General features: G+C 63.5%; 14 protein-coding genes. 9 read left to right on the top strand and 5 right to left on the bottom strand.

The window, feature by feature from the left end; all coding sequences use genetic code 11:
* Positions 1 to 44 precede the first annotated feature (44 nt).
* The 3 genes from NAV32_RS03075 to NAV32_RS03065 all read right to left on the bottom strand — a co-directional run bounded on the left by NAV32_RS03075 (position 45) and on the right by NAV32_RS03065 (position 10,724).
* Positions 45 to 2,045 carry a peptidase U32 family protein gene (locus NAV32_RS03075; protein ID WP_256051325.1) on the bottom strand — a complete coding sequence of 667 codons (2,001 nt, stop codon included), beginning with the start codon at positions 2,043 to 2,045 and terminating at the stop codon, positions 45 to 47.
* A 136-nt stretch (positions 2,046 to 2,181) separates the two neighbouring features.
* Positions 2,182 to 9,915, bottom strand: a complete 7,734-nt coding sequence (locus NAV32_RS03070) for a GH36-type glycosyl hydrolase domain-containing protein (RefSeq protein ID WP_256051324.1) — start codon at positions 9,913 to 9,915, stop codon at positions 2,182 to 2,184.
* 227 nt (positions 9,916 to 10,142) lie between these two features.
* Positions 10,143 to 10,724, bottom strand: a complete 582-nt coding sequence (locus NAV32_RS03065; RefSeq protein WP_256051323.1) for a hypothetical protein — start codon at positions 10,722 to 10,724, stop codon at positions 10,143 to 10,145.
* A gap of 562 nt (positions 10,725 to 11,286) precedes the next feature.
* Here NAV32_RS03065 and NAV32_RS03060 point away from each other — a divergent pair.
* A complete protein-coding gene (locus NAV32_RS03060; RefSeq protein ID WP_256051322.1) occupies positions 11,287 to 12,483 on the top strand; it encodes a sugar transporter in 1,197 nt (398 codons plus the stop codon).
* Between the two features lie 26 nt (positions 12,484 to 12,509).
* On the opposite strand, the gene NAV32_RS03055 is transcribed toward NAV32_RS03060, so the two are convergent.
* Positions 12,510 to 12,911 (bottom strand): hypothetical protein, encoded by a 402-nt coding sequence (locus NAV32_RS03055; RefSeq protein ID WP_256051321.1) that lies wholly within the window; start codon positions 12,909 to 12,911, stop codon positions 12,510 to 12,512.
* A 308-nt stretch (positions 12,912 to 13,219) separates the two neighbouring features.
* Between NAV32_RS03055 and NAV32_RS03050 the strand changes: the two genes are divergently transcribed.
* The 3 genes from NAV32_RS03050 to NAV32_RS03040 all read left to right on the top strand — a co-directional run bounded on the left by NAV32_RS03050 (position 13,220) and on the right by NAV32_RS03040 (position 16,380).
* A complete protein-coding gene (locus tag NAV32_RS03050) occupies positions 13,220 to 14,065 on the top strand; it encodes a CAP domain-containing protein (RefSeq protein WP_256051320.1) in 846 nt (281 codons plus the stop codon).
* A 94-nt stretch (positions 14,066 to 14,159) separates the two neighbouring features.
* On the top strand, positions 14,160 to 16,103 hold the full coding sequence (locus NAV32_RS03045; protein ID WP_256051319.1) for an alkaline phosphatase D family protein: 1,944 nt from the start codon (positions 14,160 to 14,162) through the stop codon (positions 16,101 to 16,103).
* Between the two features lie 145 nt (positions 16,104 to 16,248).
* On the top strand, positions 16,249 to 16,380 hold the full coding sequence (locus tag NAV32_RS03040) for a hypothetical protein (protein WP_256051318.1): 132 nt from the start codon (positions 16,249 to 16,251) through the stop codon (positions 16,378 to 16,380).
* A gap of 5 nt (positions 16,381 to 16,385) precedes the next feature.
* On the opposite strand, the gene NAV32_RS03035 is transcribed toward NAV32_RS03040, so the two are convergent.
* Positions 16,386 to 17,243 carry a sulfurtransferase gene (locus NAV32_RS03035; protein ID WP_256051317.1) on the bottom strand — a complete coding sequence of 286 codons (858 nt, stop codon included), beginning with the start codon at positions 17,241 to 17,243 and terminating at the stop codon, positions 16,386 to 16,388.
* A gap of 126 nt (positions 17,244 to 17,369) precedes the next feature.
* Between NAV32_RS03035 and rnd the strand changes: the two genes are divergently transcribed.
* The 5 genes from rnd (at position 17,370) to alaS (ending at position 23,383) form a co-directional block, all read left to right on the top strand.
* On the top strand, positions 17,370 to 18,494 hold the full coding sequence (rnd, locus tag NAV32_RS03030; protein WP_256051316.1) for a ribonuclease D: 1,125 nt from the start codon (positions 17,370 to 17,372) through the stop codon (positions 18,492 to 18,494).
* Positions 18,491 to 18,784: a YcgL domain-containing protein gene (locus tag NAV32_RS03025; RefSeq protein ID WP_256051315.1), complete on the top strand. Its 294-nt coding sequence runs from the start codon at positions 18,491 to 18,493 to the stop codon at positions 18,782 to 18,784. Before rnd ends, NAV32_RS03025 begins: the two co-directional genes overlap by 4 nt.
* 28 nt (positions 18,785 to 18,812) lie before the next feature.
* Positions 18,813 to 19,262, top strand: a complete 450-nt coding sequence (locus NAV32_RS03020) for a YcgN family cysteine cluster protein (RefSeq protein ID WP_256051314.1) — start codon at positions 18,813 to 18,815, stop codon at positions 19,260 to 19,262.
* Between the two features lie 53 nt (positions 19,263 to 19,315).
* A complete protein-coding gene (locus NAV32_RS03015) occupies positions 19,316 to 20,542 on the top strand; it encodes a hypothetical protein (protein WP_256051313.1) in 1,227 nt (408 codons plus the stop codon).
* A gap of 216 nt (positions 20,543 to 20,758) precedes the next feature.
* A complete protein-coding gene (alaS, locus tag NAV32_RS03010; protein WP_256051312.1) occupies positions 20,759 to 23,383 on the top strand; it encodes an alanine--tRNA ligase in 2,625 nt (874 codons plus the stop codon).

Genomic DNA, 23,383 nt, shown 5'->3' with positions numbered 1-23,383 from the left:
AAACGTCAACAGACCCTGATACGCAGGTGGTTTTCAACGACCTGTCAGCTCTGTGGCTTGCTGCGGATGGTCTTCATCAGATCCGCGGGGCTGATCTGCCCGACGATACTGGCCGCGCTGCCCGGTTGTGGCAGGTTGAGGATGTTGCCCTTGATCTTGCCAATCACGTGCATCTCGCAGGGTTTGCAGTCGAACGTCAGTGTGAGCACCTCGTCGCCATGCACCAGCTGCATCGGCGCGACCTTGGTGCGCACGCCGGTGACGCCCTTGGCCTGCTTGGGGCACAGATTGAAGGAGAAGCGCAGGCAGTGCTTGGTGATCATCACCGGCACCTCGCCGGTTTCCTCATGGGCCTCGTAGGCTGCGTCGATCAGCTGCACGCCGTAACGGTGGTAGAAGGCGCGAGCCTTCTCGTTGTAGACGTTGGCGAGGAACGACAGGTGCGACTCCGGGTAGACCGGCGGCGGCACGCTGACCGGCTTGCGCCCCCCACGCGGGCGCATGGCTTCGCGCGCGACGTTCAGCGCATCTATGGCTTCGCGGCGCAGGGCCTTGAGCTGGGAGTTGGGTATGAAGAATACCTGGGGTGCATCGATCTCGGTTTCTTCGGCGTGGTAGATCGTGGTGCCCAGCTGGCTCAGCAGATCGGCGATCTGGCCGGGCACCTGCTCGGGCTTCTTCGCTTCGCCGAAGGGGCCGGCCAGCGAGACGCTGGCATAGGCGCCTTCTTCGCTGGTGACATGCAGCTCCAGTTCATCGGCGCGCAATTTTGCCAGCCAACGTACGCCGATGCGGCGCTCGGCGGAGGTCTTGAGTAGTGCGTTCTGCCAGTTGTGGTCCAGGTTGCGATTGAGCGGGTGGTTCGGCCGCAGCTGCTTGAGCGCGGCCGGCATTTCGTTGGGCTCGATGCGGTATTGCCACTGCGCCTTGCCCTCGGCTTCGAACTGGCTCAACTGCTCGACCACGCTGGCGCGGAAACCCACCACTTCACGCTTGATCAGCACATTCAGGCCATCGCCGTTGGAGAGCGGCTCACCGGTTTGGGTGACGAAATCGTGCTTGCCGACCTTGAGCACTTCGCCCACTGGCAGGCCGGTGAAGGTCGGCGAATCGAAGGCGCCGATGTCGATCTTGCGGTCAGTGACGAAGTAGTCGGTGCTGCCGCGGTGGAAGGTCTTGTCCGGGTCCGGCACGAAGAAGTGCTCGGTACGACCGCTGGAGGCGCGGGCGAGGTCCGGTCGGCCTTCGAGAATGTCGTCGAGGCGCTGGCGGTAGTAGGCGGTGATGTTCTTCACATAGCCCATATCCTTGTAGCGCCCCTCGATCTTGAACGAGCGTACGCCAGCATCGATCAACGCGCTCAGGTTGGCGCTCTGGTTGTTGTCCTTCATCGACAGCAGGTGCTTGTCGAAAGCCACCACGCGGCCTTGGTCATCCTTCAACGTGTAGGGCAGGCGGCAGGCCTGGGAGCAGTCGCCGCGGTTGGCGCTGCGCCCGGTCTGCGCATGGGAGATGTTGCACTGCCCGGAAAACGCCACGCACAGCGCGCCGTGGATGAAGAACTCCAGGGTTGAATCCACCTGCTCATGGATAGCGCGGATTTCCGCCAGATTCAGCTCGCGGGCCAGGACCAGCTGGGAGAAGCCCGCCTGATCGAGAAACTTCGCCCGCTCCAGGGTGCGGATGTCGGTCTGGGTGCTGGCGTGGATCTCGATGGGCGGCAGGTCCATTTCCATGATGCCCATGTCCTGCACGATCAGCGCATCGACACCAATCTCATGCATCTGGTGGATCAGCGCGCGCGCAGGCTCCAGCTCGTCGTCATGCAGGATGGTGTTGAGGGTCACGAACACCCGCGCATGGAACAGGTGGGCGAATTCCACCAGCCCGGCGATATCGGTCACGCTGTTCTCGGCATTGTGCCGCGCACCGAAGCTCGGCCCGCCGATGTACACGGCATCGGCGCCGTGCAGGATGGCCTCCTTGGCAATGGAGACATCCCGAGCGGGGCTCAGCAGTTCGAGGTGGTGCTTGGGTAGGGACATGCGCGCGGACCGGGTACAGGGCGAAAGGGCGCCATTGTAAAGACTTGGGACGGATTTGGGGCTTGCGTCGGCTGTATGGCGCCTTGGTGGTTATGATCGTTCCCGCGCGGGAGCACGGGAACGATCACCTCACCTGTCAGAGCGTCAGCGTTACCTGATGGCTGCGCCCGTCCAGCGCCAGTCGAACCTGCCCCTGGCTGCAGTCGAGCGGGACGTCGTCGAGCTGGGCCTGCCTGATGCCGCGATTGGCTCGCGCCGGGTTTTCAACGCGGATGGCGTAGCGGGTGTCGCCCAGGGTGATGCTTGCCTCGAACGCCGGCCATTCGCTGCTGATGCAGGGGTCGAGGAACAGCCAGTCACCTTCGCGACGTATCCCAAGAATGCCCTCCACTCCGGCGCGGTACATCCAGCCGGCCGCGCCGGTGTACCAGGTCCAGCCGCCGCGGCCGTTATGCGGTGCGACCCCGTAGACGTCCGCCGCGACCACGTAGGGTTCAACCTTGTAGCGCTGGCTCTGCTCGGGCGTCAGCGCGTGGTTGATCGGGTTCAACAGACTGAACATTCCACAGGCCGCGTCGCCATCGCCAAGCTTGGCGAAGGCGAGCATCGCCCACATGGCGGCGTGGCTGTACTGCCCGCCGTTTTCGCGCAACCCCGCCGGATAACCCTTGATGTAGCCGGGCTCCTTCGCCGTCTTGTCGAACGGCGGGGTGAACAGCAGGGCCAAGCCGTCGTCTTCGCGGATCAGGTGATGCCGGACCGAGGCCATGGCCTGGCGCGCACGGCTCGGGTCGGCGGCACCCGACAGCACCGCCCAGGACTGGGCAATGGAATCGATGCGGCATTCGTCGCTGTCTTTCGAGCCGAGCCAGGTGCCGTCGTCGAAGGTCGCGCGGCGGTACCATTCGCCGTCCCAGGCCTTTTCTTCAAGCGAATCAGCCAGCTTCAGGGCATGTTCGCGCCAGTGGTCGGCGCGTTGTGCGTCGCCGATGCTGCCCCGTTGCTCGGCCAGTGGCGCGAACAACTCGATGGTGCGCAACAGCAGCCAGCCGAGCCAGACGCTCTCGCCCTTGCCATCTTCACCCACGCGGTTCATGCCGTCGTTCCAGTCGCCACCGCCGATCAGCGGCAGTCCGAGTTCGCCGGTCAGCGCCAGGCACTGGTCGAGCCCGCGAGCGCAGTGCTCGAACAGCGAGGCGGTCTCATCCGCGAGCATCGGCTGGAAGAAGGCGTCGTGTTCACCGGGCTTGAGCAGCGGTCCTTCGAGGAAGCTCACCGGCTCGTCGAGGATCGCCGCGTCGCCGGAAACCTGGATATAGGTCGCCGTGGCGAACGACAGCCAGACACGGTCGTCGGAGATGCGCGTACGCACACCCTGACCGGAGTGAGGCAGCCACCAGTGCTGCACGTCGCCTTCCGGGAACTGGCGACTGGCGGCGCGCAGAATGTGGCTGCGGGTGGCCTCGGGCTGGGAAAAGGTCAGCGCCATGCCATCCTGCAGCTGGTCGCGAAAGCCATAGGCGCCGCTGGCCTGGTAGAACGCCGAGCGTGCCCAGATGCGGCAGGCCAGGGTCTGATACAGCAGCCAGCCGTTGAGCATGATGTCCATCGCTCGGTCCGGCGTTTTCACCTGCACCGAGCCGAGGGCGTGGCGCCAGTGGTCCGTGACTTCGCGCAACACCGAATCGAGATCGGCCTGGCGATAGCGCTCGACCAGCGCCTGCGCTTCTTCGGCCGAGGCGCATTGGCCGAGGAAGGCAACGATCTCGATGCTTTCCCCGGGCGCCAGCTCGATGCTGCACTGCAGCGCGGCGCAAGGGTCCATGCCCGCGCCGATATTGCCGGATAGCGGCGTGCCGGCGAGCAGCGCCGCAGGCGTGGCCGGGCCACTGTTGCGGCCAAGGAACTCACAGCGATCGGCCGTCCAGGTCGTTTGCCGGCCGCCGAGGTCGGCGAAGGACACCCGCCCGGGAAAGGCGCTGCTCCAGGGATTGCGTGCCAGCAGCAGGCCGCTGCTGGCGTCGCGCTGGGTGATGATGAAGGGCGCAGAGGCGCCACGGGCGGTGCCGAGCACCCATTCGTTGTAGCTGGTGACCGACAGCCGGCGTGGCTCGGCGGACAGGTTGCGCAGCGTCAGGCGGGAAATCTTGATCGGGTCGGCGAGGGCGACGTATTGCAGCAGATCCAGGGCGATGCCTTCGGCCTGGTGTTCGAAGCGGCTGTAACCATGGCCATGACGCGCCACATAAGGGCCGTTATCGCGGATCGGCTGGGCGGTAGGGCTGAACAGCGCGCCGCTTTCCTCGTCACGTATGTAGAAGGCTTCGCCGCAGGGATCGGTGACCGGGTCGTTGGACCAGGGGGTAATCTGGTTCTCCCGACTGTTCTCCGCCCAGGTATAGCCGCTGCCCTGCGCTGAAACCTGGAAGCCAAAGCGCGGGTTGGCGATGACGTTGATCCAGGGCGCCGGCGTGTTGCGGCCCGCCTCCAGCAGCGTCACATACTCGCGACCATCCTTGTCGAAACCGCCCAGGCCGTTGAAGAATTCCAGGCCTTGCGCCAGCTCGCTACCGGAGGCGGGCGATGCCTGGACAAGCGCACGCTGTATCGGGGTATGCACAGGCTCAGCCCCGTTATCGGCCGGTTGCAGATGGTTGGCCAGCTGATTGGCGATCGATCCTCGGCGGGCGATCAGTGACACGCGCGCGACACTGCGCAGCAGGGCCCGTGCCTCGGTGCTCAACAGGTCGGCGCGCAGCATGTACACCGAGCCCTGCGCAAACTCGGCGCCGAAGCGCGGGCGCGACTGACTGCTGCGCACGGCGGTTTCGATGGCGATCTGCAGGTCCTGCAGGTAGGAACTGGCGTGCTCGTTGAGGATCACCAGGTCCACTGCCAGGCGCTTCATCCGCCAGTATTCATGCGCACGGAGCAACTGGCGGACCTGGGCAATGTCCTGAATGTCGTCGATGCGCAACAGCACGATCGGCAGATCGCCGGAAATCGCGTGGGGCCACAGACCGGACTGGGCACCGGCACCCTGGATAATCGCGGCCGAAGGGGCGCGGAATTTCGGGTTGGCATAGAGGATGGGCGCGGCCAGGCGCTGGAAGTCGGCGGCTTCGGCCGGTTTGATATCGAGATGGCGCAGCTGAACCTGGGCTTGCGTCCAGGCCAGCGTTTTGGCGCGGTCGTAGGCGCTGCGGTCATGGTGCTTCTCGATCAGGTTCAGCAGCTCGTCCCGCGAGCCGGCGACCAGGGTCCAGAACGCCACGCGACCGACCTTGCCCGGTGCCACCCGGATCCGGTACTTGAGCGAGAAGATCGGATCGAGCACCGTGCCGACGCTGTTCGACAGCGGCTGGCCTTCGGCGACTACGGCGGCAGCCGCTACGCTTGGTCGCTGGCCGATGAAGCGTGCGCGATCGGTCTCATATTGCGGATCGGCGACCACTTCGCCTTCCACTACGGCGAAATGCGCGGCCCAGATCGGTTTTTCCCCCTGGCTGCGCAGGCGTCGGGTGGCGGTCAACGCGCCGAACTCGGGCAGGTATTCGGTGACCACGAACAGCTTGGCGAAGGCCGGATGCGCGTTATCGGTGGAGGGCGTGGTCAGCACCACCTCACTGTAGGAGGTCAGTTCGATTTCCCGTGACTCGCGTCCGCAGTTGGCGAGCGATACGCGGCGCACTTCGCTGTCGTCCTCGCCGGAAACCAGCACGTCCATCGTGGTGGTCAGGTCCAGGTCGTGGCGGATGAACTCGGCATGATCCTCACCGAATATCACCTCGTGGCTGACCGCATCGCTATCGAACGGCTGTCCACCGGCGGGCCAGACCCTGCCGTCCGCGGTATCGCGCACGAAGACGAAAGAGCCGTAGTCGTCACGGCTGACGTCTTCGCGCCAGCGGGTGACCGCGAGGTCGCGCCAGCGACTGTATCCCGCGCCGGAGGCGGTGAGCATCACGGCATAGCGCCCATTGCTGAGCAGGTGCGTGTTCGGCGCGGCCACCGCCACCGAGCCCTGGATGCGGCGCAGCGCCTGCGGATCACCGCCGCCCTCGGCTGCGCGGATCTTCACTTCTTCGGCACGCGGATGGGCGATGGCGACATCACGTGGCATGCGTTCCTGCAGCAACAGTTCGCAGGCCTGGATCATCGGTTCGCGATGGAAGCGTGCGCGCATCTGGCCGCCCAGGAGCGTATTGGCAATGGCGACGATGGTCATGCCCTGATGGTGCGCCATGTAGTTGCGCACGACGGCGAATGACTTGCCGTCCGGCAGGCGTGCAGGGGTAAAGTCCAGCGCCTCATAGAAGCCGTAGCGCCCGAGTGCGCCCATCTCTGCCATACGCCGGAAGTTTGCTTGTGCGCCGGCTGCGTCGACCATGGTCGCCAAGCCGGTGGCGTAGGGGGCGATGACCAGGTTTTCCGCCAGGCCTCGCTTGAGGCCGAGGCCGGGCACGCCGAAGTTGGAATACTGATAGGTGAATTCCATGTCTCGGGCGTTGTAGGCCGACTCCGACACGCCCCAGGGCGCGTTGCGCTCATCACCATATTCCTGCTGACGCTGCACCACCAGGCGATTGGTCTGCTCCAGCAGGCTGCCGGCCGGTGCGCGCATGATCAGCGAAGGCATCAGGTATTCGAACATCGAGCCCGACCATGAGATCAGCGCCGAGGCATTGCCCAGTGGCGTCGCGGTGCGGCCCAGGCGGAACCAGTGGCGGGTGGTCACGTCGCCCTTGGCAATGGCGAACAGGCTGGCCAGGCGTGCTTCGGAGGCCAGCAGGTCGTAGCAGCTGGGGTCCAGGCTGTTGTCGGCCAGTCCGTAACCGATCGACAGCAGTTTGCGCTCGGGGTCGAGCAGAAAGCCGAAGTCCATCTCCAGTGCCATCTGCCGTGCGGCCCCGGCGAGGCTGCGCAGGCGCGCCTGCAGTTGGAGCAACGACTCATCCGACTGCTGACGGTCGCGGACGTGCTCGGCCAGCGTCTGGCTCAGGGAGCTGAGCCAGAAGTGCAACTCCTGCGAGTCGGCATCTGTATCTGCGCCTGATGGGCAGATTTCCTGGGCGATGCGAAGGGCCTTGTCCGTCAATTGCCTGAGTGTGGCTGAACGGGTGTCCAGCGCCTGCGCATTGTCCATTTGCGTGGCGATTTCATCGAGCACGTCCAGCAGCGGCCGGCCACGTTCGCCATTGGCGGCCGGCAGCGCGGCGATGGCCTGGCGCGTCAGTTGCAGGCTGTCATGCAGGCCCTGCCGGGCATGCGGCGGCAGTGGCTGGTCAAGCCACTCTTCGCAGGCGTTGGCGATGGCAATCAGATGGCCGGCAAGATTGCCGCTGTCCACGGCCGAGACATAAGCCGGTTCAAGGGCGCGCATGTCCTCGGTGGCGTACCAGTTGAAGAAGTGACCGCGGTGACGCGACAGTCGGCTCATGCTGTCCAGCGTCTCCTCCAGCCGCTCGAGGGTCTGGAGCGTACCGGCCCAGCCGAAATCACGGGCAGCGACGGCCGACAGCAGATACAGGCCCATGTTGGTGGGCGAGGTTCGGCGGGCGACGACCGGCTTGGGATCTTCCTGGAAGTTGTCCGGCGGCAGCATGTTGTCAGCGGGCGTGACGAAGGTTTCGAAGAAGCGCCAGGTGCGCCGTGCAATCAGGCGCAGCTCCTGCGCATCCGCGTCGGCCAGCCTCTGAGTGGGCGCCACCCGTGGGGAGCGGCTGACCCATAGCGCCAGAGCCGGTGCGCCCAGCCAGAGCAGGACGAAAGGCAACACCAGTGGCCAGGACGCCGGAGCTACGAGCAGTGCCCACAGCGATACGCCGAGACCGAGCGCGGTGCCGCCGGCCATGCCACGGTAGAAACCACTCAGTTTCAGCCGTGGGCTTATGGCTGCTTGGGCGGCGGTGGTCCATTCCAGGAGGTTGCGGCGGGTCACATAGAGCCGCGACAGCGTGCGCAGGATGGCGTCGATCATGCGCCAGGCCTGGTCCGGCAGAAAGGCCAGGTTCAGCAGGGTTTGCGAGGCCGCTGTGCGCAGATCGCCCGCCAGACGGTGCAGATGGCTTTGCGCACTGACGCCACTGCGAGACGGCAGCAGCGTGAAGCACAGGGGCAGGAAGCCGGGAATCGCCAGCGCGCCGAGCACCAGCAGGGTGCCGATCAGGGCAGCCGGCAGGGGCAGCATCCAGCACAACAGCAGGGCCAGCAGGCTCAGCGGCGCGAGCAGCGAACGGCGCAGGTTGTCGAGCATCTTGAAGCGCCCGATGATGGGCAGCGCCTGGGCATCGCGGCGTGTGCCGAATATCCACGGCAGCAGCTGCCAGTCGCCTCGGGTCCAGCGGTGCTGGCGTTTGCCCGATACGTCGTAGCGTGACGGAAACTCCTCCACGACCTCGACATCGGTCGCCAGGCCGGCACGGGCGAACACGCCCTCGAACAGGTCATGGCTGAGCATGGTGTTTTCCGGCACCCGCCCGGCCAGCGCCGCCTCGAAGGCGTCGATGTCGTAGATGCCCTTGCCGGTGTAGGAGCCTTCGCCGAACAGATCCTGATAAACGTCGGAAACGGCAGCAGCGTAGGGATCCATGCCGCCCGGGCTGGAGAATACCCGCTGATAGAAGGAGCCCTCGCGGCCCACCGGCAGCGACGGCGTGACCCGAGGCTGGAGAATCGCGTAGCCGTTGACCACACGTTGCTCGGGCACGCTGAACCTCGGCCGGTTCAGGGGGTGCGCCATCTTGCCGATCAGGCGCATGGCGGCATCGCGCGGCAAACGGGTGTCCGCGTCCAGCGTGATCACGTATCGCACATTCTCCGGGAGCCGCTGTGTGCAGCCGGCCAGCGGCATGTAGCTGGTGTCCGTGGCGCCACGCAGCAATCGATTCAGCTCATGCAGCTTGCCGCGCTTGCGCTCCCAGCCCATCCAGCGGCCTTCGCTGGGGTTGAACTGCCGCCGACGGTGCAGGAGGAGGAATCGACTGCCGCCGGGTGCCGGGCCATAGCGTTGGTTCAGTTGGGCGATGGCGTTGACCGCGACGTCGAGCAGGCGAGCGTCGCCGTCCAGCACTTCCTGGTCGGCGTCCAGCCCGTCAGTGAGCAAGGCAAAGGTCAGATCGCCACCGGCGCCAGCCAGATGGTGCACCTCGATTCGCTCGATCTGCTCCAGCAAGTCGGCTTCATTGGTCAGCAGCGTCGGTACCGCGACCAGCGTGCGCATCGACTGCGGCACCCCGGCGGTGAGGTCCAGGCCTGGCAGTGCCATGGCGCCGAAACGCCAGGTCACCAGGCGGTTGATCAGCGTCGTGGCCAGATCCGTGATCGGCAGGAAGGCGACAAGCGCCAGTAGCGCCAGCCAGCCGGCACCCACGCCGGCGCCGCCCAATGCCTGCAGGCCGAGGATCAGCAGCAGGGTGGTCACCAGGAGAATGGCGCCGACATAGCCGACGATGCCCAGCTGCACGTGGAAGCGGCTCAGGCGCAACCCCAGCGGTGGACGGAAATCGATGCGGCGTTCCAGTGCGAGGCGGCCCTCGCCGATCAGGTGATAGCCCGGATCACCCAGGCGTGCGTCTTGCGCGAGATCCGAGGTAGGCGCGGCGTTTGCGGCATCCAGCGCGGCACCGGCTATCTCCAGCTCGGTGGCGGCTGAGCCACGGGCCAGTTGCTCGATGGCGCTGCGATAGAGGTTGCGCGTCGGAAAATCCATGGTCGCGAAGGCGCTGCCACCGCGCAGCCGCTCATCCACCAGGCTGACGCTTTCGAACAGCTCGGTCCAGTCGATATCGGAAATCAGCCGCATGCTGGTGATGACGTTGCGCACGCTGAGGTTCGAGGCTCCCTGGCGCTGCTGGGCGAGCTGCACCATCTGATCGATGGTGGTGTCCTGCCGGGCGAGTTGCTCTTCCAGCCAGCCCAGTGCGGGCGTGGTGCGGGGGTCTTGGTCGCGCAGGCGCTTGGCCAGTTCGGCGGCGAAGACGTCCGACAGCTCGGCCGTGCCACGCGCGGCGATTTCATCGTCCAGCGCCTGCTTCGCGGAGGGGCCTGCAGCAGTCGGTCGGCCAGTGCGTCGGCGGCGGCTCGGGTTGCACGGCCTTAGGTGATCTGATCGGTCAGGCGGCGCAGATTTTCGATCAGCACGATGCGCAGTGTGATGGCCACGGCCCAGAGTTCGCCGATGGTCAGTGGCTGAATCTGTTGGTAGGCGCTGATGAATCGTCGCAGCGTCTCGGGATCTAAATGGCTGTCGGTATGGGCAACGAAGGCCCAGGCCAGGCCGAAGACGCGCGGGTAGCCGACGAAAGGCCCCTCGGCGAGCTTGGGCAGCTGGCGATAGAAGCCTGGCGGCAGGTCGTCACGAATTTCGCGAATCTGCGCTTCGACCAGGTGGTAATTGTCCAGCAACCACTCGGCAGCCGGCACCACGGTACCGCCACTTTCCAGCTTTTCGGCACTGGCGCGATAGGCTGCCAGCAGTACCGCTGCGTTGTCGTTCAGGCGCGCTTGCAGCGACAGCACGACGGGCGGGCAAGGCGTGACCGGCTGGGCGGCGGCCAGGCTGCGGGCGTGATGTTCGAGTCGCTCGGTGCCGAACAGCTCATCGCGAACGGGAGCCAGATCGCTCCACACCGGCGACGGCTGCGGGCGCTTGAAGAGGTGACGAAAATTCGTAGTCATGTGCGCCTGTCCGGCCAGCGGATGTCGGGGGAACAGGCGTTAGTGCGCCGGCTCCTGTCGGGAGGAGCCACGGCGGTAAGCTTTCGGAACAACGGGAAACCGATTGCCGGTTTCTGCCAAATCGCCGTACGGCCTCGTTCGTGTACCGGCGCGCAGTGCGGTCCGGCAGAGGCGTCAGAATCGGCGAGCCATGAAAGCGCTGGGCCCTGGGGCCGGTTCGCTTTCAGGAAGGATGCTGTCGCAGCAATTGCCCCACGATACAGCAATGGCGGGCTTATTGTCGGTTTCGGCCTGGGCGGGACGGCCCGGCGATGCCCAGCCAGGGCTGCGCCGGTACTGGCACGGTTGCGCCCATGGGCAGCTCACGGCATGGGCGTGCGGCCATCCGTTTCGGGGTTGTCACGCATCGGCCTTTCGTTGTCGCAGCGTCATGCGAGGCATAGAATCGCGCCTTTCCAGGCCCGCCTTGCACAGCCTGCAAGCGCGAGTATGCGTTTGCGGCTGCCTCCATTGGCATCTAGGGTCTGGTTCGCCTCCTTGCGCTTCGAGCTCGATCATCTTCATGACCCATCTGGAATCTACCGCACCCAGCGGGCGCTGGCTCAGTGTCGTGGCACTGGCGCTGGCTGCGTTCATTTTCAACACTACCGAATTCGTGCCGGTGGGGCTGCTCAGCGACATTGGTCGCAGTTTCGACATGCCCACCGCGCACGTGGGGTTGATGCTCACGGTTTACGCCTGGATCGTCGCGCTGGCGTCGCTGCCGCTGATGCTGCTGACGCGCAATATCGAGCGGCGCAAGTTGCTGATCGGCCTGTTCCTACTGTTCATCGTCAGTCATCTGCTTTCGGGTATCGCCTGGAGTTTCGAGGTGCTGTTGATCAGTCGTACCGGCATCGCTTTTTCCCATGCCGTGTTCTGGTCGATCACGGCTTCGCTGGCGGTGCGCGTGGCACCGCCGGGCAAGGCCGCGCAGGCGCTGGGCTTGCTAGCTACCGGCACCACCATGGCGATGGTGCTGGGCGTTCCTCTTGGCCGAGTGATTGGCGGAATGCTGGGCTGGCGCACGACCTTTCTGATCATTGCGGTGCTGGCTGGGCTGGCGCTGCTGTGTCTGGCGCGGACCTTGCCGCTGCTGCCCAGCCAGAATTCGGGTTCCTTGCGCAGCCTGCCGGTGCTGTTTAAACGGCCTCTGTTGGTCACGGTTTATGCGCTGACGGTGCTGGTGGTCACCGCCCAGTTCACGGCCTATAGCTACATCGAGCCGTTTACCCGCGAAGTCGCGCAGATGAGCGGCAACATGACGACCCTGGTCCTGCTGCTGTTCGGTGGGGCGGGCATTCTGGGCTCGGTGCTGTTCAGCCGCTACAGCCCGCGCTATTCGCGCCCGTTTCTGTTCTGCACCATTCTGATCCTGGCGCTGTGCCTGCTACTGCTGCGGCCCTTGTCGGGATACACAGCAGTTTTCCTGGTGCTGAGCGTGATCTGGGGCGTGGTCGTGCTGTGTTTTGTACTGGCGTTGCAGTCCAGAGTGCTGCATTTCGCCTCGGACGCCACCGACGTGGCCATGTCGCTGTTCTCGGGAATATTCAACGTCGGTATCGGCGCTGGCGCCTTGCTCGGCAGCGTGGTCAGCCAGCAGATAGGGCTGCAAAGCATCGGCTACGTTGGCGGGGCGCTGGGGCTGGCGGGATTGCTGCTGTGTGGCGTAATGATGAAGCGTTTTCCGGCTGCCGCCACGATTCCATCTGCGAACTAACCTCGCCGCGACATGCTCAATGCGATTCAGGCATCGCGCAGCAGGTCGTGGGCATCAAGCAGGCGGAAGGCGATCTCGGGCTGTTTCTCCAGGCCGCGGCGAATCGCTGCGGGAATCGACTGGCGGATCTTGCGGCACAGGCCTCGTTGCTCCGCGAAGTCGATGGCGATGCCGCGCATGCTGCGCACTTCGTTGTGACTGGGGGCAACGGTCATGCGCAGGCCCAGTTGGTCGAGCATCTTTTGCTGTAATTGCTTGAGGTCGTCCAGGCTTTGCATGTTTTCCAGGCGCTCAAGCAGGCGCCGTTCTTCATGCCGGGTCAGGCGCAGGATGCGCAGGTCTGCATCAGGCGTTGCCAACAGTTCGTTGCGCTCGCAGATGCAGGAGCCAGGAGGGCAGGGCGGGCGAAGGGGCGACGGGCTGTTCATGGTGCTCGATCATAGCCGCCCCGGTTCGGATACGCACAGGCGGACGTATCGTGCAGAGCGTCCGCACGTCGAAGAAGAGGCGGCTTGTGACTGCGAAATGGCATTGTGTATCTGGGCGGGTGCCTTATCGGGTGCATTGGAAAGTCAAACCGGGCCTGGAAAGCGTAAGCCCTTTTCAAATAGCCTTTGTACGACAGCCTCCTGCCAGATCCTGCTTCAATTCGGACACTTCGGACGGGCCAAGCGCTGCTGTTTATGGCGAGTGGGCTTTCGCCAGCGTTGCAACTACGACTTCAAGGAAAATCCCCATGCGCATCGGGTCATCGCTCATAGGTCTCACATTGCTGGGATTGCTGCTCGTCGGTACTGCCGGTGCGGGCGAGGAGGCGCGATTGGTGGAGTCGATCAACCTCTATCGTGGCGAGGTGCGCAGCTGTGCAGGGCAATCATTCGAGGCATTGCCGCCGCTGGCAACCGATAGCCGTCTGGTGTTGGCGGTACAGGGGCGCGCGGATCTGCACCGGGCGCTAGGCGCCAGGGGCTATCCATTTACCAGCGCTCAGGCGATCAGCCTGTCGGGCCCGCGCGATGCGCAGGCGGCGATGAGTGCGCTGCAGGAAAGCTACTGCCAGCTTCTGCTGGACCCGCAATTTGTCGACCTCGGCGTGAGCCAGCAGGGCCGCGACTGGCGTATCGTCCTGGCCCGCCCGCTGCTGAGTGGCAAGCTGGGCGACTGGCAGGTGGAAGGGCAGAAACTGCTCGCCCTGATCAACGAGGCGCGCAAGCAGCCGCGTCAATGCGGTGCGCAGTCCTTTGGCGGCACGTCACCGCTGGTCTGGAACGCCGCCCTCGGTACAGCGGCTGAGTCCCACAGCCGAGCCATGGCCAACGGCAACTTCTTCAGCCATCTCGGCAGCGATGGGCGCACGCCGGGCGACCGGGCGGAACTTGCAGGCTATGACGGCACGCGCACGGGTGAGAACATCGCCGCCGCACTGGACACGCCGCGCAAGGTGCTTGACGGCTGGCTGGCCAGCCCAGGTCATTGTGCAAACCTGATGAGCCCGCAATTCAGCGAGCTGGGCGCGGCCTATGCAGTCGATCCGCAGAGTGATGCCGGTATCTACTGGGCTGTCCTGTTCGGTGCGTCGTGAGCGGCAATCCGGAGCAGAAATCCGATAGCGGCAGCGTTCTGCCGGTTGGACAAATCCGCTACCCGAACTTCCGCCTCCCAATGTGAATGGTTTTTTGACTACTTCCTCATCCAATACCGACACGCTGCCGACGGTCCTTGCTGGCCCACTGTTGCGTCGCGTGGAGGCCGATCGCCTGGTGCTCTGGCTGGTTTCGACACGCCCGCTGACGCTTTCACTGGTAGTTGAAAGCGAGGCGCAGGGAACGCAGCGTGTGATCCCGCTGGAGGGTACAACCTGCCAGCGCCTGCCCATCGGTCGCGATGCGGTGCTGCATCTGATTGATGTGGCGCTGGAAGAAGCGCTGCCGCGCGATTGTCTGATCGAATACGACCTGCGCATCCGCAGCGAAGGGCAGGCGGAGCAGGGTATCGCCGACTGGGCGCCGCATTTGCTGTACCCGGGCGCGAGCCGGCCCAGTTTCGTCATCAAGTCCCGGCTCGACCGGGTATTGCACGGCTCCTGTCGCAAGCCGCACCACGCCGCGCAGGACGGGCTGTTGTGCGTCGACGAGCTGATCGAGCAGCAGCTCGACAATCCCGAGGGCCGGCCGGCGTTATTGCTGATGACCGGCGACCAGGTGTACGCCGACGATGTCGCGGGGCCGATGTTGGTCGCCATTCATGCGCTGGTGCACCGGCTCGGGCTGTATGGCGAGCAGCTGGAAGGTGCGGTGGTGGATGACAGTGCAGAACTGTTCGACCACCCGGCTACCTATTACCGGCGCGAGGAGCTCTTGCCTGCGTTCAAGTCCAACGAAGCATTGCGCGAGCGCTTTTTTGGTGGCGTGGAAAAGCCGGTGTTCACGACCTCCAACGGACAGAACCACCTGATCACCTTCGGTGAAGTCATGGCCATGTACCTGCTGGTCTGGTCGCCGCTGCCCTGGTCGCTGATCGCGCCGGTCATGCCGGGTTCGCTCACCGCCGAACAGGCCGAGCGCTACCGCCGCGAAGACGAGTGTCTGCAAGCTTTCGTCCAGGGGTTGCCTCAGGTGGCGAGAGGGCTGGCGCATGTGCCGTCGCTGATGATCTTCGATGATCACGACGTTACTGATGACTGGAATCTTTCGGCCCGCTGGGAGGAGACCGCCTACGGCCATCCCTTGTCCCGGCGAATCATTGGTAACGCATTGATCGCCTACCTGCTGTGCCAGGCATGGGGCAATCAGCCCAGGCGTTTCGGCGAGCTGTTGACGCAGACGCAACAACTAATGGCATCAGCTGCCGATGGCTGGCTGGACAGCGAGCTGCAGGATCGGCTGATCGAGGACCTGCATCAATTTCATGGCTGGGGCTACGAACTGGCCAGCGTGCCGCCGCTGGTGGTGCTGGACACGCGCACCCGCCGCTGGCGCAGTGAGCGCAATCTCAGCCGTCCTTCCGGTCTGATGGACTGGGAGGCGCTGAGTGAGTTTCAGCAGAACCTGCTGGACCATAAGGCCGTGCTCATCGTTTCGGCGGCACCCATGTTCGGCGTCAAGCTGATCGAGGCGGTGCAACGCGTCTTCAGCTGGGCGGGACACCCGCTGATGGTCGATGCGGAAAACTGGATGGCACACCGCGGCGCCGCCCACGTGATGATGAACATCTTCCGTCACTCGAGGACGCCCGGTAACTACGTGATTCTTTCCGGTGACGTGCATTATTCTTTCGTCTATCAGCTGCACATTCGCGACCGCGGTCGCGACACCGGTCCGCAGCTCTGGCAGATCACCAGCAGCGGTGTAAAAAATGAATTTCCACGGCGTCTGCTGGACTGGTTCGACCGGCTCAATCGCTGGCTTTACGCACCCTGGTCCCCTTTGAACTGGCTGACCAAACGTCGCCGGCTGGAGGTGGTGCCGCGAGTACCGGACCGTAGCCAGGCTGGCGAGCGGCTGTGGAACGGCAGCGGTATTGGTCTGCTGGTGCTGGACCATGAGGGAAGGCCGCAGGAAATCTTCCAGCTCAATGCCGATGGATCGCCGCCTACCGCGTTTCTGACGGAGCGACAGTGACGCGTGCCCTTTGACCAGTGAGGCTTGCAGATAGTCGCCGGGCGTCGTAGGTTGCGTGCCGCTTGTGCGTGGCGGCAGCAAACCGGCTCGTCGCGGCACTCAACTTTTAGCAGCTCACATGAGCTTTCAGGTTCGAGGTGGATGCGTGAGGAAAAAGAAACCCGTGGACCCGGTTCGTCAGGCGCAGAAGAACCGCGCCCACCGAATTGGCTGGCTGATCGCTCTGGCGGGCATCATCTGTGGCTTCGTGCTGTTGGCGCTGAAGCCTGCGGGCTGATCCTGTCATTGCGGCTGGCGGGCAACCGGGCGCAGTGGATCGGTGATCCATTCACTCCACGAGCCCGGATACAGCCGGGCCAGCGGGTAGCCGGCCAGGCAGAGGGCGAACAGGTTATGACAGGCCGTTACGCCGGAGCCGCAGTAAGCCACCAGCGTGTCCGGGGATGTTCCGGCCAGTTTCCGCTCGAAGCGCGACCGTAGCTGTTCGGGTGGCAGAAAGCGCCCGTCGGCATCAAGGTTCTCGGTGAAGGGCAGGCAGTGAGCGCCGGGAATGTGACCCGCAACAGGATCGATGGGCTCTGCTTCACCGAGAAAACGTGGCAGGGCGCGGGCGTCGAGCAGTGTCAGTTCAGCGGTTGCCAGCTGTTTTGAAAGCATCGTCGCGTCAACAGTCAGGCTGTTATCCGGCCTGCCTTGCAGCGTGCCCGGAGTGATCGCGGGGCGTTTGTCGTCGAGTGGCAGTCCGGCGTCGTGCCAGGCCTGAAGGCCGCCGTCGAGCAGGTAGAGGCCGTCGCGTTTACCCAGCCAGACCAGCAGCCACCAGGCGTGCGCGGCGAAGGCACCGGGACCGTCGTCATAGAGAACCACCTGGCTCTCCTCATTCAGGCCCAGAGCCTGAAATCTGGCGAGCAGTTGCCTGGGTTCCGGCAGCGGGTGGCGACCGGTCTGGCCGGTGATTACCGGGCCAGACAGGTCTTTCTCAAGATCGACAAAGCGGGCACCCGGAATATGTGCCTGGGCATAGCTGCGCTGGCCATAATCCGGGTCGTCCAGAGCGAAGCGGCAGTCGAGGATGACCAGGTTTGGCTGCTGCAAGCGTTCAGCCAGTTGCTGGGCATTGATCAGTTGGGCAAGCGGCATGGCGGCGCTCCGTGGGTCGATCGCTGAATGTTAGCGCCGCGCGGTGGATGTTTGCGCGGCGAATAGCTGAGCGCACCTATATACTGCGGCGCTCTTCGGTCGTCAGCCGACAATAAGGAGGCCATAGTGGCCATCAACACTCAATGGGTTCTGGATGATGCGCATCTGGCCCGCCTGTGCGCCGAGTGGCGGCAACTACCATTTGTCGCGCTGGACACCGAGTTCATGCGGGTCGACACCTTCTATCCCATCGCAGCCCTGCTGCAGGTGGGCGACGGGTGCTGTGCCTACCTGATCGATCCCTTGCTGATTAGCGACTGGACGGCTTTCAGCGGCCTGCTTGAAGATGAGTCAGTGGTCAAGGTGTTGCACGCTTGCAGTGAAGACCTTGAGGTTTTCCTGCGCCTGACTGGCAGCCTGCCTGCACCGCTGTTCGACACGCAACTGGCTGCCGGCTACCTGAATATCGGTTTTTCGATGGGCTATTCACGGCTGGTACAGGAAGTGCTGAACATCGAACTACCCAAGGGTGAAACACGTTCCGACTGGCTGCAGCGTCCACTCAGCGAGATGCAGATCCAATATGCCGCCGAAGATGCGCAGCATCTGGCCGAGCTTTACCAGACGCTGTTGCCGAAGCTGTCTGAGGAAAAGCGTGCGTGGATTCTGGAAGATGGCGCCGAGTGGGTAGCGAACCAGCGACGTGAAACCGATCCGGCTGAGGTCTATCGCGAGGTCAAGCAGGCCTGGCGGCTCAAGCCGCGTCAGCTTGCTGTCTTGCGTGCATTGGCGGCCTGGCGCGAGCAGCAGGCACGGGCGCGCAACCAGCCGCGCAATCGTGTTTTGCGTGAACACAGTCTGTGGCCATTGGCACGCACCCAGCCTGTGGATCTGGTCGGCCTGGCGCGCATAGAAGACATGCATCCGCGTACCGTGCGCCAGGATGGCGAGACCCTGCTCGAACTGATTCGCACGGCGGCTGCCACGCCCGAGCAGGACTGGCCCGCGCCTCTGCCCGAGCCGTTGCCGCTGGAAGCGTCCGCGCTGTTGAAGAAGCTGCGAGCAGTCGGACAGCGTGAGGCTATTGCCCTGAATATTGCGCCTGAGCTGGTGCTGCGCAAGAAAGTACTCGAGTCACTCTTGAAAACCGGCTACCCCGATGGCCCCTATCAATTGCCCGACTCCTTGCGGGGCTGGCGCCGCGAGCGGTTGGGGCAATCCCTTCTCGATGCACTGGAAGAAACCCGATGAAACGTCTTTGTTCCATTTATAAAAGTCCGCGCAAGGATGGGATGTACCTCTACGTTGAGCGCAGCGAAGCACTGGCGCGGGTCCCGGAAGCGCTGCTTGCGGTGTTCGGCACGCCGCAACATGCGTTCGATATGGTGCTGACACCCGAGCGTACACTGGCGCGGGAGAATATCGCGACCGTACTCGAGAACCTGGAAAAGCAGGGCTTCCACTTGCAGATGCCGCCACCTCCGGACGAGTATATCGAGCATCTTCCGGAAGAACTGCTGCGTCGCAACGACGCGATCTGACGACAGCATCCCTGTTCGAGGTGGACTGATGGCGGCGAAAGTCGAACCCTTCTGGAAGCGCAAGACCCTGGTCGAGCTGGACGCAGAGGAATGGGAGTCGCTGTGCGACGGTTGCGGCCTGTGTTGCCTGCAGAAGCTTGAGGATGAGGAGGATGGCTGCGTCTACTACACCCGCATCGCCTGCAAACTCCTTGATCTGCATAGCTGCCGTTGCACGGATTATCCCAATCGCCGCGCCAGCGTGCCTGATTGCATCCAGCTGACGGCTGCTGATGCGGCACAGTTCAAATGGCTGCCGCCCACTTGTGGCTATCGACTCGTCGCCGAAGGCAAGGACCTGCCCCTTTGGCATCATCTGGTGTGTGGTGATCCGCAGGCGGTGCATGTCGAGCGTATTTCCCAATCAGGGCGGATGCTCGCCGAGGGCACCGTGGCCGAGGACGACTGGGAGGATCATCTGATTTTCCGTGCCGGTTGAATCTAGGCCGGGGCACGTCGTCTTAGCACTGAATCTTTGTCTGGAGTCACCCCATGTTCCTCCGCCTGCTATCTCTGTTCGCCGTTCTGCTGTGCCTGTCTGCGGGTCCGACCCACGCGGCCAAACGTGTCGATCTGGACTTCAACGTCAAATTCCTGCCCGAACAGGATGTGGCCGAGGTCGAGCTGGTGCTTGAGGAGGGCAGTGCCATCGCCTATGTCGATTTCAACCTCGGTGATGAAGGCCTTTACAGCGATTTCGAAACCGATGCCAAGGGCCACTGGGAGGAGGAGGCTGGCCGTGGCCTCTGGCGACCGGCTGCCGGCAAGGCACGCTTGGGTTATCGGGTACGGATCAGCCATCAGCGTGACAACGGCCGCTTCGATGCACGCATGACCCCCGACTGGGCGCTGTTGCGAGGCGATGACCTGGTGCCTGCCGGGCGAGTCGATGTTCGGGACGGCGTCCGGCTGGTGTCGCGCCTGTCATTCGAGTTGCCTGAGGGCTGGAAGAGTGTGGAAACGGGCTGGCCGCGCATCGGCAAGAACCGCTTCCGTATCGACAATCCCGAGCGGCTGTTCGATAGACCAACCGGCTGGATTCTCGCCGGCAAGCTCGGCACTCGCCGGGCCAGGCTCGGTGAAACCGACGTGACGGTTGCGGCTCCGGTAGGCGAAGGGGTGCGTCGGATGGATATCCTGACGCTGCTGACCTTCGTCTGGCCCGAGGTGCAGAGCGTCTTTCCGCGGGACCCGAAAAAACTGCTGATCGTGGGCGCTGGTGATCCCATGTGGCGCGGCGGTCTGTCCGGCCCCAACTCCCTGTACATGCATGCCGACCGCCCATTGGTCAGCGAGAATGGCACCAGCTCGCTGGTGCACGAGCTGGTTCATGTGTTCAGTCGCATCAGCGATGCCGATCGCAGCGACTGGATCAGCGAAGGGCTGGCCGAGTATTACGCCATCGAGCTGATGCGTCGCGCCGGCGGCATGAGCGAGGATCGCTATCAGGCTGTCCGTAAGCATCTGGGGCAATGGAGCAGCAAGGTCAAATCACTGCGCACGGAGCGATCCACCGGCCCTGTTACTGCACGAGCCGTCTTGCTGCTGCAGGAACTCGACCGGGAAATCCGCCAGCGCAGCAAGAACCGTCATTCGCTGGACGATGTGGCGCGTGGGTTGATGCGCCTGGACAAGGTCACCACCGAGGATTTCGTCAGTATCACCGAGACGTTGCTCGGTGGCGCTTCGTCGGTTCTGGATACCCGTCTGCTGCGTTGACTTGCATTCGATGGCTCTTTGATGGCGTATCGGCGCGAATACTCGCGTTCTGCCATCAAATAGCTTGATTCAATCGAAGTTATCCCCTATGCGCAGCGCGCAGGCCCGATATAATGCGGCCCTTTGCCGATTATCCCTTTGGATAGTTGCAAGGCGGCTGTTTGTCTCACTGTGCCGTTTTGCAGCCATTCGGTCGCAGTCTTCTGGAAGAGATCTATGAAAAGCGCAGAAATCCGTGAAGCCTTCCTCCGCTTCTTCGAAGAGAAGGGACACACGCGTGTAGCCTCCAGTTCGCTGATTCCTGCGAACGACCCAACCCTGCTCTTTACCAATGCGGGGATGAACCAGTTCAAGGATTGCTTCCTGGGTCTGGAAAAGCGTGCCTACACCCGCGCCACCACCAGCCAGAAATGCGTGCGCGCCGGCGGCAAGCACAACGACCTGGAAAACGTCGGCTATACCGCGCGTCATCACACGTTCTTCGAGATGCTGGGCAACTTCAGTTTCGGCGACTATTTCAAACGCGACGCCATCACCTACGCCTGGGAATTCCTCACCTCGGACAAATGGCTGAACCTGCCCAAGGAAAAGCTCTGGGTCACCGTTTATGCCAGCGATGACGAGGCCTACGAGATCTGGACCAAGGAAGTCGGCGTGCCGGCCGAGCGCATGGTGCGCATCGGTGACAACAAGGGCGCGCCTTACGCCTCTGACAATTTCTGGGCAATGGGTGATACCGGCCCGTGCGGCCCCTGTACCGAGATATTCTTCGACCACGGTGAGCATATCTGGGGCGGTCCGCCCGGCTCACCGGAGGAAGATGGCGACCGCTACATCGAAATCTGGAACAACGTGTTCATGCAGTTCAATCGCACCGCCGATGGCGTCATGCATCCGCTGCCGGCGCCAAGCGTCGATACCGGCATGGGTCTGGAGCGCATCAGTGCGGTGCTGCAGCACGTCAACTCCAATTATGAGATCGATCTTTTCCAGAGTTTGCTGAACGCCGCGGCGCAAGCCATTGGTTGCAGCAACGATGGTCAGGCCTCGCTCAAGGTGGTGGCTGATCATATCCGCTCCTGCGGCTTCCTCATCGCCGACGGCGTGACGCCATCCAACGAAGGCCGCGGCTATGTGCTGCGCCGCATCGTTCGCCGCGCCTGCCGCCACGGCAACAAGCTGGGCGCCAAGGGCAGCTTCTTCTACAAGATCGTCGCGGCACTGGTCGCCGAGATGGGCGAAGCCTTCCCCGAACTCAAGCAGCAGCAGGTGCACATCGAGCGCGTGTTGAGGAATGAGGAAGAGCAGTTCGCCAAGACGCTGGAGCAGGGCCTGAAAATTCTCGAACAGGATCTGGCGGATTTGAAGGGCAGCGTGATTCCCGGTGAAATCATCTTCAAGCTGTACGATACCTACGGCTTTCCGGTGGACCTGACCGGCGACATCGCCCGCGAGCGCGAGCTGACGCTGGATGAGGAAGGTTTCGAGCGCGAAATGCAGGCCCAGCGCGAGCGTGCGCGGTCGGCCAGCGCTTTTGGCATGGATTACAACAGCCTGGTCAAGGTTGAGGGTGAAACCCGCTTTACCGGCTACGCAGGCACCAGCGGCAGCGGCACCATCGTCGCCCTGTTCAGGGAAGGCATGAACGTCGAACAGATGAATGCCGGTGACGAGGGCGTGGTAGTGCTTGATCAGACACCGTTCTACGCCGAGTCCGGCGGGCAGATCGGTGACTGTGGCTATCTGGCAGGCGAAGGCCTGCGCTTCGATGTGCGCGATACCAGCAAGGCGGGTGGCGCCTTCCTGCACCAGGGTATTCTCGACAGCGGCAGTCTGCGGGTGGGTGATAGCGTCGAGGCGGTGGTCGATGCATCGGTTCGCCAGGCGACTGCGCTGAACCACTCGGCGACGCATCTGTTGCACGCGGCACTGCGGCAGATCCTGGGTGAACATGTCACGCAAAAAGGCTCACTGGTCGACAGCCAGCGGCTACGCTTTGATTTCAGCCACTTCGAGGCGATCAAGCCCGAGCAACTCAAGGTGCTTGAGGACAAGGTCAACGCTGAGATCCGCAGCAATTCCGCCGTTGAAATCGAGGAAACCGACATCGAAACCGCCAAGCGCAAGGGCGCCATGGCCCTGTTTGGTGAGAAATACGGCGATCAGGTGCGTGTGCTGAGTATGGGCGGCGGGTTTTCAGTTGAGCTGTGCGGTGGTACCCACGTATCGCGTACCGGTGATATCGGCCTGTTCAAGATCGTCAGTGAAGGTGGTGTGGCCGCCGGTGTGCGTCGTATCGAAGCGCTCACGGGCGAACATGCGCTGAACTATCTGAACAGTGCCGAGGAGCAGTTGAAGGAAGTGGCGGCGCTGGTCAAGGGCAGTCGCGACAATCTGCTGGACAAGCTCGGTGGCGTGATTGAGCGCAACCGTCAGCTTGAGAAGGAACTTGAACAGCTCAAGGCCAAGGCTGCGAGCGCTGCCGGTAATGAGCTTGCCGGCTCTGCGGTCGAAGTGAAGGGTGTCAAGACCCTGGCGGCGCGAATCGATGGTCTGGATGGTAAGGCGCTGCTGGCCCTGGTCGATCAGTTGAAGAACAAGCTGGGCAGTGCGGTGATCCTGCTGGGCGGCGTTCTCGACGACAAGGTTGTGTTGGTCGCGGGCGTAACCCAGGATCTTACCGGCAAGTTGAAGGCCGGTGATCTGATGAGGCAGGCCGCAGCAACAGTAGGCGGCAAGGGTGGTGGTCGTCCCGATATGGCGCAGGGTGGTGGCAGCGAGCCGCAGAAGCTCGATGATGCGCTGGCGCTGACTCGCACATTTGTTGAGCAGGGGCTTTAA

This window comes from Stutzerimonas stutzeri (assembly GCF_024448695.1).
GTDB classification, from domain to species: domain Bacteria; phylum Pseudomonadota; class Gammaproteobacteria; order Pseudomonadales; family Pseudomonadaceae; genus Stutzerimonas; species Stutzerimonas stutzeri_T.
Note: the sequence above shows the minus strand (reverse complement) of the source record. Positions and strands in the feature narration are given on the sequence as shown.